This is a genomic window from Butyricicoccus sp. AF18-9LB (genome assembly GCF_027684505.1).
Taxonomy (GTDB): domain Bacteria; phylum Bacillota; class Clostridia; order Oscillospirales; family Butyricicoccaceae; genus Agathobaculum; species Agathobaculum butyriciproducens.
In genome coordinates this window covers 1-12,573 of record NZ_JAQCWA010000013.1, presented here as the reverse complement: position 1 = coordinate 12,573, position 12,573 = coordinate 1, and the positions used below count along the sequence as shown (strand labels likewise).

9 protein-coding genes are annotated in these 12,573 nt (G+C 56.1%); 8 read left to right on the top strand and 1 reads right to left on the bottom strand.

The window, feature by feature from the left end; all coding sequences use genetic code 11:
* The first annotated feature begins 41 nt into the window (after positions 1 to 41).
* The 5 genes from PGY33_RS09015 to PGY33_RS08995 all read left to right on the top strand — a co-directional run bounded on the left by PGY33_RS09015 (position 42) and on the right by PGY33_RS08995 (position 6,662).
* Positions 42 to 1,487, top strand: coding sequence for a lipopolysaccharide biosynthesis protein (locus tag PGY33_RS09015; protein WP_270478296.1), 1,446 nt, complete (start codon positions 42 to 44; stop codon positions 1,485 to 1,487).
* 108 nt (positions 1,488 to 1,595) lie between these two features.
* Positions 1,596 to 2,921: an aspartate--tRNA(Asn) ligase gene (gene aspS, locus PGY33_RS09010; RefSeq protein WP_270478294.1), complete on the top strand. Its 1,326-nt coding sequence runs from the start codon at positions 1,596 to 1,598 to the stop codon at positions 2,919 to 2,921.
* A 368-nt stretch (positions 2,922 to 3,289) separates the two neighbouring features.
* Positions 3,290 to 4,081: an HAD-IIA family hydrolase gene (locus tag PGY33_RS09005; protein ID WP_270478292.1), complete on the top strand. Its 792-nt coding sequence runs from the start codon at positions 3,290 to 3,292 to the stop codon at positions 4,079 to 4,081.
* 155 nt (positions 4,082 to 4,236) lie between these two features.
* A complete protein-coding gene (locus PGY33_RS09000; RefSeq protein WP_270478291.1) occupies positions 4,237 to 4,914 on the top strand; it encodes a response regulator transcription factor in 678 nt (225 codons plus the stop codon).
* On the top strand, positions 4,911 to 6,662 hold the full coding sequence (locus PGY33_RS08995; RefSeq protein ID WP_118753667.1) for a sensor histidine kinase: 1,752 nt from the start codon (positions 4,911 to 4,913) through the stop codon (positions 6,660 to 6,662). The genes PGY33_RS09000 and PGY33_RS08995 overlap by 4 nt, the downstream gene beginning before the upstream one ends.
* Before the next feature lie 57 nt (positions 6,663 to 6,719).
* Here the strand turns inward: PGY33_RS08995 and rny are convergent, their stop codons facing one another.
* Positions 6,720 to 8,264 carry a ribonuclease Y gene (gene rny / locus PGY33_RS08990; RefSeq protein WP_117752096.1) on the bottom strand — a complete coding sequence of 515 codons (1,545 nt, stop codon included), beginning with the start codon at positions 8,262 to 8,264 and terminating at the stop codon, positions 6,720 to 6,722.
* A 506-nt stretch (positions 8,265 to 8,770) separates the two neighbouring features.
* On the opposite strand from rny, the gene pgeF reads away from it, so the two are divergent.
* The 3 genes from pgeF to PGY33_RS08975 are packed head-to-tail and all read left to right on the top strand — an operon-like array spanning position 8,771 to position 12,384.
* Positions 8,771 to 9,571: a peptidoglycan editing factor PgeF gene (pgeF, locus tag PGY33_RS08985; RefSeq protein WP_117492101.1), complete on the top strand. Its 801-nt coding sequence runs from the start codon at positions 8,771 to 8,773 to the stop codon at positions 9,569 to 9,571.
* 17 nt (positions 9,572 to 9,588) lie between these two features.
* Entirely contained in the window at positions 9,589 to 11,457 is a 1,869-nt protein-coding gene (locus tag PGY33_RS08980) for an ABC transporter substrate-binding protein (RefSeq protein WP_270478288.1), read from the top strand.
* A gap of 30 nt (positions 11,458 to 11,487) precedes the next feature.
* Positions 11,488 to 12,384 carry a DMT family transporter gene (locus PGY33_RS08975; protein WP_110435895.1) on the top strand — a complete coding sequence of 299 codons (897 nt, stop codon included), beginning with the start codon at positions 11,488 to 11,490 and terminating at the stop codon, positions 12,382 to 12,384.
* The last annotated feature ends 189 nt before the right edge of the window (positions 12,385 to 12,573 follow it).

The following is a 12,573-nucleotide window of genomic DNA, read 5'->3' as shown; positions in this document are numbered from 1 at the left end:
GGTATACTGATTTTATCTGACGGAAAGTGAGGGTTTTTCTTTTGTCCTCTAAAAATACCATGACGCGCGATGCCATGCTGTTCCTGCCGGCCAAGGTGGTCGAGGGACTGCTCGTCATCGGGTGTTCCTCGCTGTATTCCCACATCTTTGTGGAGGGTGCGGTCAGTGCATTCAACCTGACCAACACCACGATACAGCTGCTGTACCTCATCCTTGCGGGCTGGATGGCGAATTCCGCCACCCGCTATGTCGGTGAGGAGTACCGCGCCGATGAAGGACGCGGCCTGTTCTCCACGGTTTCTACCATCTATGTGGGATTGTGCGTGCTTGTTGCCATCGGCTGCTGCATTACGGCGGCTGTGACGCAGAGTCCGGTCTATCTGGGCGGCGCGCTGATGTTCTGCACCTACACGGCGTTTCAGGTGCTCAATGCGGCGCTGATTCAGCTCGGCAGAGTAAAAGCGTCCATCCTGTGGTCGCTGACCTCGGCGGTGCTCAAGCTCGCGGTTGCATTCGCGCTTGTCGGCGGCAAGTCGAATTATCCGTCGCCGTTCCCGGCTATCTTCGCCAATACCATTGCGGACGGCGTAGCCACCATCGGTGCGGTGTTTGCGCTTAGCCTGCCGGTTGTTGTGCGGCTGAAATATTTCTCCAAGCCGCTGCTGAACAGGTTCCTCAAATACGGCGTACCGCTGATGGGCGTTTCCATTTCGGTGGCGCTGCTCAACCAGATCGACAAATACCTCGTTGTCGGCTTTTACGGCAACATTCTGTACGCATACTACTCGAATAACAACTCGATCGCGAGCGGTCTGTTCACGATGATCTCGGTCGGCATTATGCGCGGCGTGTATCCTGCTGTGCTGCGCGGCTGGCGTGAGGGCGGCAAAGCCGCAGCAAAGCCGCTGCTCGATCAGGGCGTGCGGCTGTATCTGCTGATCGCCGTGCCTGCGGTTGCAGGTCTGACGGCGGTTGCGCTGCCGCTCAGCCGGTTCCTGTTCCCCGCGAAGTACGCTGCCGGTGCGCCGGTCATCGCGTATACCGCGCTTGCCATGCTGTTCATGGGCCTGACCGAATACGCCAACAAGGCATATGAGCTGGAGCAGTCCACCGTACACGTTCTGCAGAACAGCGCGATTGCAGCGGTTATCAAGGTGGTTTCGAGTGTCATTCTGCTCAAAACGCTTGGATTTACCGGCGGTGCGCTCGGTTCGGTGGTCGCATTTGCGTCCTATTTTATCATTACCTGTGTGCGCGTGCGCAGCCGATTCCTGTTCCGCGTGGCATCGGTCAGCCTGGTGCGCATCATCGTTTCGGCGCTGCTGTGCGGTGCGGCGGCCTTTGCATGCACGCTGCTGCCGGTCGGCAATCTCATTCGCCTTGGCGCGGCTGTCGTGGTCGGTGCGGGCGTTTATGCAGTGTGCATTATCGTCAGCGGTGAGGGCCGCGAGGAAGTACAGGCGGTGCTCCGCCGGCTGAAACGATAAGAAAAATTGTCGAAACAGCGTGGATTTCACTGGTAAAACCTTGTCACGGCATTAAATCCATGCTACAATAACTCTATCTGAAAATTGTAAATAGAGAGGCGTAATATTATGGAAATGATTCATGAAGCGGGTCAGTACGTTGACACCGTAAAGCGCGTCTGCGAAGCAGTCGGCAGCGAGGTCACGTTCCGCGGCACGGTTCACCGTGTACGCGATATGTCTGACTTTTCTTTTGTTGTAATGCGCGTTGAGCGCGGTCTGATCCAGTGCACCTTCCAGGGTGACGAGATCGGCGGCATCAAGCGTTCGGACATCAAGGACGCAATGGTACTCGAGATTACCGGTACCGTTCGTGAGGAGCCGCGTGCAGAGCATGGCGTTGAGGTCGTTCTGAGCGCACTGTCCATCCTCGGCAAGCCGTACGACCAGCTGCCGGTACCGCTCGGCAAGAAGTATATGGGCCTGTCCCTCGATGTTGATCTGCCGCTGCGTCCGATCACGCTGCGTCATCCGCGCAAGCAGGCGATCTTCCGCGTACAGGGTGCGATCGCTGACGGCTTTGCACAGTACATGCAGTCGCAGGGCTTCACCCACATCCACACCCCGAAGATTGTAGTTGCAGGCGCTGAGGGCGGCGCAAACCTGTTCAAGCTGGATTACTTCGGCACCCCGGCTTATCTGGCACAGTCCCCGCAGTTCCACAAGCAGTACCTTGCCGGTGCATTCGGCCGTGTATACGAGATCGGCTCGGTTTACCGTGCAGAGCGTCACAACACCTCTCGTCACCTGAACGAGTACATGGGTCTGGACTTCGAGATGGCCTATATTGATTCCATGTACGATGTAATGGCAATGGAGACCGGCATGCTGAAGTCCGTTATGGCTTACGTTAAGGAGCACTGCGCTGAGGAACTCGCTATGCTGAACGCCGAGGTTCCGGAGATCAAGGAGATCCCGACTATCCGCTTCCACGAGGCCAAGCAGATCATGGAGGAGAAGTTCGGTCACAAGTCCAAGAACCGCTACGACCTCAATCCGGACGAAGAAGTGCTGCTGTGCCAGTGGGCAAAGGAGGAGCACGACTCTGATTTCGTATTTGTAACGCACTTCCCGTCCGCAAAGCGTCCGTTCTACGCGAAGGACGACCCGGAGGATCCGAAGCTGGCGCTGTCGTTCGACCTGCTGTTCCGCGGTCTGGAGATCACCACCGGCGGTCAGCGTATCCACGATTATCAGGAGCAGATGGACAAGCTGGCGGCCCGCAAGATGAACGCCGAGCTGTTTGAGTCCTTCACCATGCTGCACAAGTACGGCATGCCGCCGCACGGCGGTCTGGGCATTGGTCTGGAGCGCCTGACCATGCAGCTGCTGGGGCTGAACAACATCCGCGAGGCTTCTATGTTCCCGCGTGATATGAACCGCCTCGAGCCGTAAAGGCTTGCGCTTCGTTCCAAAGGGCTGTGCCCTTTGGAACGAGGGGACACCCTTGACAGGCTTGCGCCTGTAAGGGCTATTGCACCCAAAAGGACTCGGAATTATCGATTCCGGGTCCTTTTGGGTGTTTGTTAAAAATGACACAGCGGCAGAGCCGCCTGTGTCCTTTGGTATACGCCCGGAGAAGAAAATCTTCACTCTCCACTCCTCGCTCTCCGCTCTCTTTTCAGCTCTTTACGAGGATTTAACATTTTTTCCTCGGTTGGCTCTTGACGTTCGCGGAAATTTTACGCATAATAAGAATGGACAAAAAGATTTCCGGCTATGCTGTTTCAGCATGGGTCGCCTACCGAAAGGAGATCAGCATAATGAACGAAGAATTAGAGCTGCTTCGCGACAAGAAGGGCTTCATTTGCGATATGGACGGTGTTATCTATCACGGCAACCGTCTGCTGCCCGGTGTACCTGAATTTGTAGACTGGCTGCAGCGTGAAAACAAGAGCTTCCTTTTCCTGACCAACTCCTCCGAGCGTTCGCCGCTTGAGCTGCAGCAGAAGCTGGCCCGCATGGGTCTGGAGATCGGTGAGGAGCATTTCTACACTTCCGCGCTGGCTACCGCGAAGTTCATCGCCAGCCAGAAGCCGCACGCATCTGCGTATGTTATCGGTGCGCCCGGTCTGGTTGGTGCGCTGTACGAGGCGGGCATCGTGATGAACGATGTTGACCCGGATTACGTTATTGCGGGCGAGACCAACACCTACAACTATCAGACCATCCTCAAGGCCGTTGATCTGATCAACAAGGGCGCGCGCCTGATTGCTACCAACTCCGATTTGACCGGCCCGTCCGAGCAGGGCATCATTCCGGCGTGCCGCGCACTGGTTGCGCCGATCGAGCTGGCCACCGGCAAGACGGCATACTATGTCGGCAAGCCGAACCCGCTGATGATGCGTACCGGTCTGCGCCTGCTGGGCGTGCATTCGCACGAGGCGGCCATGATCGGCGACCGCATGGACACCGACATCGTTGCCGGCATCGAAACCGGTCTGGACACCGTTCTGGTGCTCTCCGGCTGCACTACCCGCAAGGATGTGGAAAATTACGCATACCGTCCGCACTTTATTCTGGACGGCGTGGGCTGTATCCCGCCGCAGGCGTAAAGAAGCCGTCTAAATCGAACTATACAAAAGCCTTTCCGAAAAAATTTCGGAAAGGCTTTTTTCATTGGATAAAGAATGGACAATTCTATGCTATACTAAATACAGGAAAAGGATAGCCGTAACAGTGAGATACAGATAGAGAGGGGGCACCTCAAATGGCAGGACACATTCTTTTAGCAGAGGATGACAAGGCGTTATCCGCGCTGATGCAGGATTTCTTTCGGGCGGCAGGCGTAGCGGTGACACCGGCGTATGACGGCGAACAGGCGCTCGTGCTGGCACAGGAGCAGTCGTTCGACCTGCTGGTGCTGGACGTGATGATGCCGCACCTGAACGGTCTCGAAGTATGCGAAGCCGTGCGGCAGGAGAGCGACGTACCGGTTATTTTTGTCACGGCACTCGGGCAGGAGGGTGACACGCTGGCAGGGTTCCGCGCGGGCACGGACGATTATATCACCAAGCCGTTTTCGTTTCCGGTGCTGGTGGCAAAGGCGCAGGCGCTCATGCGGCGGGCCCGCGGTCTGCGGCTGGGCGCGAGTGAGCTCGGCTACGCGAATATCCTGATGGACACGGCGTCCGGCACGGTAACGGTGGACGGCAACCCAATAAATCTGCGTCCCAAGGAGGCAAAAATCCTCGAGCTGCTGCTGCGCGAACAGGGACGCACGGTGTCGCGCGACCTGCTCATCGAGCGGGTATGGGGCACGGATTTCGACGGGGACGAGCGCATGATCGACCGGCACATTGCCAGCCTGCGTAAAGCGCTCGGCACAGCGTCGCAGCATATCCGTGCGGTGTACGGCAAGGGCTACCGATTGGGGGGATCAACATGAAAAAGCGGTTTCGTAAAATCGGCATCGCGGCAAGGCTGACTGCGATCGTGGCGGTGATTCTGGCGGTGTTTGTGGTGCCGTGGGTGTGGCAAGTGGCAAAGCTTGCGCAGGATAAAGCTCGAGAGGAAGCTAATGCCAGCATGAGAGCAAGTACGGGATTGCTGATGAGTGACCTTGAAGTTCTGAAAGGCGATGCAGCGCGCTACCCGGCAGAAGGCACAGCGGAATACGATCTGCTGCGCGCCAACCTGTGGAGAGATGGTATAGATACGCCCTATATCATACGGTATTATGATGAAAATCATAAGCGGGTTCTGATTAGATCGCCGCTGATGCTGAAGTATCGTCCGGCAACAGGCTGCTGCTATGGCATTGATTTAAGTGATTTCTCCGAGCAATCGCTGCGTGAAATGAACGAGGCATTCAATCACGATCACGACCTTGAGCCTATAATTACAGTCTATGGCCGACAAGTCAAGACAGATACACAATTTGTCTTTTTCCCGAATCGAATTCAGATTGTTTATGAGGAATGGACGGCGCAAACACCGGTTGAGGAAACAAATCAGTTCTGCTCCGACGGAGGCGAGTACATAGGTGCATACATACCGGGGAAATGGCCATTTCGCACGGACGAAGTGATGGAGGGCTACTTTGACGCACTGCGCTATCTGGATACCGAACTGCGGGCGATAGACGGCGAAAACATACCGGACGAAGAATGGGCAGAAGTACGGGCCTCGAAACGGTATGTCGGCACGTTTCAGGGGATGCCGTATGATGACGAGGTGCTTCTTGCTACGGCGGCGCTGGTCAATCGAGAAAACGCATACGGTACTTGTTTTCGCCTTATGCTGCCTATCACGATTGCGCTGTACTTGATTTTCCTGTTCCTCTTTTATAAAATTGTGCGTCGAATGGTGTCCGACCCACTGGTTGATACGGCAAGAGAAGCCAATAGGGTATCCATTCTCGCATTCGACGAATTCAAACCTGACCTGAACCGCGGAGACGAAATCGGCGAGCTAAACCGTGCGCTGAGCGAAATGGCGGCGACTCTGCACACCCGCTGGGACAGCGAACGCGACCTCGAGGACAAACGACAGCAGTTTGTCTCGGCGGCAAGCCACGACCTGAAAACGCCGCTTGCGCTCATCGGCGGGTACGCCGAGGCCATCGCGCAGGACATTTCACCGGAGGAAAACGCGCGCTATCTTGCCGCCATCGAGCAGGAAACGGCGCGGATGAACGGCCTTGTGCGCGAAATGCTGGATTACACCCGTCTGGACCGCACGGACGAGCTGAAAAACCGCAAAACGCTCAATCTGACCGCACTTGTAAACGATATGCTGACCGAGTATGCACCGCTGTTTGAAAAACGCCGTCTGACCGTCGATATTGCGGACGGTGTGCGCATCCGCGGCGACGAAACGCTGCTGCGGCGTGCCGTCGGCTGTCTGCTGGAGAATGCCGCCAAGTATTCGCCGGAAAACGGGCGCGTGTCCGTTCGGCTGACGAACAGCCGCAATCACCTGCTGACCGTCGAGAACGACTGCGAACCCATTCCGGAGACCGAGCTGCCGCGCCTGTTCGAGATGTTCTATCGCGGCGATAAGGCGCGCGACCGCGCAGGCGGACACGGACTGGGACTGGCCATTCTGCAGAAAATCCTTGCGCTGCACGGCCTGACCTGCAAAGCGGAAAATGTGAAGAACGGTGTACGGTTCATCGTCTGCAATAAAGATTAAAAGCGGAAAAAGGGCGAAAAAATCCCCTGCAAGAGCGATACTTGCAGGGGATGCTTTTTACTTTGCGTAGTCGATCGCACGCGTTTCGCGTACCATGTTGACCTTGATCTGGCCGGGATAATCCAGCTCGTTCTCGATCTTCTTGGCGATTTCGCGGGCAAGAAGCACCATCTTGTCGTCCGAAACCTTCTCCGGGTTGACAATGATGCGGATCTCGCGGCCTGCCTGAATGGCAAACGAACCGGAAACGCCGGGCGTCTCGTTGGCGATGCTCTCAAGCTTCTCCAGACGCTTGATATAGTTCTCCAGGTTCTCGCGGCGAGCGCCCGGACGTGCAGCGGAGATGGCATCGGCTGCCTGAACCAGACATGCTACGATGGTCTTTGCCTCCACATCGCCGTGGTGTGCCTCGATGGCGTGGATGATCGGCTGGGATTCCTTGTACTTCTTGGCAAGGTCTACGCCGATCTGAACGTGGCTGCCCTCAACCTCGTGGTCGATGGCCTTGCCGATATCATGCAGCAGGCCTGCGCGGCGTGCCGGAACCGGATCGAGACCCAGTTCGCTGGCCATCATGCCGGCAATGTGAGCCACCTCGATGGAGTGCTGCAGGACGTTCTGACCATAACTGGTGCGGTAGCGCAGGCGGCCGAGGATCTTGACCAGCTCGGGATGAATGCCGTGAATGCCGGTCTCGAAGGTAGCGCGCTCGCCTTCGCTCTTGATGATCTGCTCCACCTCGCGGCGAGCCTTGTCAACCATTTCCTCAATGCGGGCCGGATGGATACGACCGTCAACGATCAGCTTTTCGAGTGCCAGACGTGCGATTTCACGGCGAACCGGATCGAACGAGGACAGGGTGATCGCCTCGGGCGTATCGTCAATGATGAGGTCTACGCCGGTAAGGGTTTCCAGCGTGCGGATATTGCGTCCCTCTCGGCCGATAATGCGGCCCTTCATCTCGTCGTTCGGCAGCGGAACAACCGAAACGGTTGCCTCGGATACCTGATCGGCGGCACAGCGCTGGATTGCGGTCGAGATGATCTCACGGGCGGTCTGCTCGCTCTCGTCCTTCAGGCGCTGATTGATCTCGCGCAGCTTGACGGCTGCATCGTGGGTCGCTTCGTTTTCAATGGACTGGACGAGCATATCGCGTGCTTCGTCGCGGGTCATGCTGGCAATCTGTTCCAGCTTTTCTACCTGCTCGAGCTTGATGCGCTCGAGTTCTTCCTTTTCCTTCTGGCTTGCGTCCAGCTGGCGGCTAAGGTCATCATTCTTGCGGTCGAGCATATCGCTCTTCTTGTCCAGTGCTTCCTCGCGCTGAATCAGGCGGCGCTCAAGCTGCTGGGTCTCATTGCGGCGTTCCTTCAGCTCGCGGTCGGCTTCGACGCGCTGCTTGTGGATTTCGTCCTTTGCCTCGAGTATGGATTCGCGTTTTTTGGTCTCGCCGGCCTTGATCGCTTCGTTGATGATGCGGGTGGCCTCGGTCTCGGCAGAGCCGATCTCTTTTTCCGCAACGCTCTTGCGATACAGGAATCCGATGATTACGCCTACTGCGAGACACACGATACCGGTGATGATCGGTATGATGATGTTGCTCATGTCTGTTGGTGTGTCCTCCTATTTACGAATTTTGGGAGACGGCACAAAACCAAGACAATACCGCAGATCTGCGGTGCTGTTTCTCAACAGAGCGACGGTTCGGCAGAAAACAGGCTGATTCCGCGGTGAAACACGCGCAGCACGCATGAGCACTGCACGAAGAATAAAGGCGGAATACGCCGAAAAAGCGAAGCTTCGCTCGAAAAAATCAGAGTTTTGCGCTGTCAAAAGAAAAATGCGGTTCCGATAGAAATAAAGCTATCGGTTCAATCAGATAATGCCTTTGAAAAAAGCCGTGCTCACCATTGGCACCGGCTCTGTTACAGCAGGTATTATACTATGTTTAATTGTAAAGCCTATTCGTCAAACTGTCAAGAAAAAGACAAGCTGACATACGCGGTTTTTGGCGTTTTTTGAAAACGGCCGGTGTGCGCTCTTGTGAACGGCAGGGCGATTTGCTATAATAATTCTGTATTCCCTCATGGAAGAGACGAGGAGGAACGATTATGAACGAGTCTATGTGTCGCGTACAGCGCGGTTCTTTCGTATATTATACCTGCCGACGGATTCCGGTGCGGCATGCCTTCACCACCAAATTCGGCGGTGTGAGCACGGGCGCGTGCGAAAGCCTGAATTTAGGCTTCAACCGCGGTGACGAGTTGGAGAATGTGCGCGAAAACTATCGCCTGCTGGGCGAGGCGCTTGGCGTGGATGAGACGCGCATGACGCTCACCAAGCAGATCCACGACACGCAGGTGTCGGTCGTGACCGAGGACAAGGTCGGCATGGGTCTGCACCGCCCGATGGAATGGCAGTCGGACGCGATCGTGACCGCACTCGCGGACACGCCCATCATCGGCTTTTACGCGGACTGCGTTGTCACCTTATTATATGATCCGGCGACGCATACCGCAGGCGTGTGTCATTCCGGCTGGCGCGGCATGGCGGCAGGTATCCTGCCGAAAACCGTCGATGTGATGGCGGAGCAGCTCGGCACAAAACGTGAAAGCCTGATCGCCGTGCTCGGTCCGTCCATCCGGCAGGAGTGCTTCGAGACGGATGCGGATGTGCCGGAAGCGATGGAAGAGCTGCTCGGTGCACAGGTGCATCCGTTCATTATGGAGAAAGGTCCGAAATTCCATGTGGACCTGCAGGGCATTGGCGTAAAGCTGCTGCAGGATGCTGGACTTTCGGCAGAAAATGTGATCGACAGCGGCATCTGCACCATGTGTCATTCGGATGAGTTCTGGTCGCACCGCGTAACGCACGGCGTGCGCGGCGTGCAGGGCGGCATGATCTGTCTGTAAGCGAAAGGATCAATACAATGAAAAGTTGGAAAAAACGTGCGCTGGCACTGACAATGGCGGCTTTGGTCGTGCTCAGCGGCTGCACGTTCCCATTTGGACAGGGAAACGACGGCGACGGCGCACCGGTAGACAACGTGGATGTGTCGGACGCGTATTTCGGTCTGGCGTGGTATCGCTCGGGCACAACGCTCAATCCGGTCATGGACGGCACCGAGGTCAACAGCATGCTGCGTGAGGCGCTTTACGAGGGCCTTTTTGAGATAAAAAGCGATTTTACACTCGAAAACGAGCTGTGCGAGGATTATACGAGCGATGGAACCACGTTCAGCTTTACGATAAAAAAGGGCATCAAGTTCTGGTCGGGTGCGGAGCTGACGGCAAGTGATGTTGCCGAAAGTCTCAAGACTGTGCTGGAAAACGAAAGTTCGCCGTACCACAACCGACTGACCGAGGTTTCCTCGATCGAAGCGGTGACAAAGCGCATGGTCCGCATTACGCTTGCGTCGCCGAACGTCAACTTCCCGAAACTGCTGGATATTCCGATCTATCGGGCGGGTACGACTGACGAAGGAGAGTTCGCCGAGGGCACCGGACCGTACAAGCCGGTTCAGAACGGCGCCGCATGGACGCTGGAGGCCAACGAGAACTGGCACGGCGGCTTTCTCGGCACCATTCGGCACATTACGCTGGTCAAAATGACGCGCGCGGATGCGGCGGACACCAGCTTCCGCACCGGCGATGTATCCATCATGCGCAGCGCCCGTATTGCGCCGGACGACCAGAATATCGCATTCACCGGCGAGGTCGATACCGTTCCGGTGAGCAGTGCTATGCTGCATTATATCGGTTTGAATTACAATAACAGCCAGTTCACGAATGCAAAAGTGCGGCAGGCGCTTTCTATGGCGATCAGCCGTCAGGGTCTGTGTGCAACCCAGCTGCAGGATTATGCCGATCCGGCGGTGCTGCCGATCAATCCGCAGCCGGCGGACACCGGCGTGTCGTACAGCCTGTCGGCGGATTTGATGACTGCGGCACAGCTGCTGCGCGAGGCGGCACAGGAGGGTGCGGCTTCGGCAGGCGGCAGCGGCGGCAATACCGATTCTTCGGACGGAGATTCGGATTCTACGGACAATTCCGATGATGATTCGGACACTTCTTCGGACTCTTCCGAGGAGGACGGCTACTACGACGAGGACGGCGACTTTATCTATTATACGAGCGGCCGGGCAAGCGATACCGATTACAAGGTGGATTTTCTGACCGTGCGCACACCGAAAAACCGGACCGATTCGACGGTTTCGGACGGGGAAGTTGTGCTTTTGGACAATGAGAATACGGACTCCGGCGATTCGACCGATTCTACGGACGGTTCCGGCTCGACCGATACTGCAGTAACCGATACGATAGTGATGGATGCGGCGACCGTGCAGCTTTCGTTCCGCCTGCTCGTCAACTCGGACAACGCGTTTAAGGTAGCGGCGGCAAAACAGGTCGCGGCTTCGTGGAATTCACTGAACGGCGTCAATGTCACGGTGGATGAGGAGCCGTATGATACCTATGTTTCCATGCTGCAGAGCGGATCGTTCGACGCGTACTACGGCGAAACCCAGCTGACGCCGGACTTCGATCTGCGCCCGCTGCTGTCTCCGCAGGGCGGACTGAACTATGGATCGTACTCGAGTGAGGACATGAGCAATGCCATCACGGCGTACCGCAGCGGCGAGAATACGGAGGGTCTGTACACGACATTTCTGAACGAAATGCCGCTCATTCCGCTGGCATTTGAGCGGCAGCAGGTTGTGCTCAGAAGCGGTCTGATCAATCATTTCAATCCGGCACCGTATAACGCATTCGCAGGACAGGAGAACTGGGTCAAGCCGTAACCGCCTGTTTTCGCTGAAAAGGAGAATATCATGCAGGAAAATAGCAGAATACAGGGGCATTTGTTCGGCGCGTTCAGCGTGCTTGTCTGGGGCACGACATTTGTCTCCACCAAGGTGCTGCTGCGCGCGTTCACGCCGCTGGAGATTATGGTAGCGCGGTTCACGCTCGGCTTCCTGGCACTGCTCATCGTGGGCAAGGGCCTCATGCGCCCGCAGAAACGGTGGCATGAGGGATTGTTTGCACTGGCCGGTCTTTCGGGCGTTACGCTGTACTTTTTGATGGAAAATATTGCGCTGACGTACATTTCCGCGTCGCTGGTCGGTGTTATCGTAGCGGCAGCGCCGCTGTTTACCGCGCTGATCGCAGCGGTCGTGCTGCACGAAAAACTCAGCAAATGGTTCTTTTTCGGCTTTGTTTGTGCGATGGCGGGTGTCGCGCTCGTGTCGCTCGCGGGCGTCAGTGAGCTGCATTTCAGCCCGATTGGTGCACTGCTCGGCGTAGGCGCGGCTCTGGTCTGGGGTGTGTACTCGGTGCTCGTGCGCCAGCTTGGTCACATGGGCTACCGTACCATTCCGCTTACCTGCCGCATTTTTGGATACGGTTTGCTGTTTTTGCTCGTTCCTGCGGTGATTGAAGGGTTTCCGTCCGGTTTGAGCGTGTGGACGCAGCCGGTTCATCTGGCAAATCTGCTGTTTCTGGGCCTTTGTGCGTCTGCAACGTGCTTTGTGACGTGGAATCGCGCGGTTTTCCTGCTCGGTCCGGTGAAAACCAGCGTGTACATTTATGCAACGCCGGTTATTACAATAGTAAGCTCAGCGTTGATTCTGCACGAAACCATGACGCCGATCATGTGGCTGGGCACGGTTTTGGCGCTCGGCGGTCTGATTTTGTCCGAACATCGGGAGAAAGAGAAAACGACGGCATGAGCCGTCGTTTTTCGTTTGCAGCAAAATTTTTTGCAAAAAACGAAAAAAGTATTTGACAAATGCTCTGGGATTTGGTATCCTATTAAAGCTGTCTCTGAGAGACAAGCGCAAAACCGAAAAGTTTGATTTAGAACGACTTGATTCTTCAAAAAAGAATTTGAAAAAAGTTCTTGACAAACGCTTCTGGTT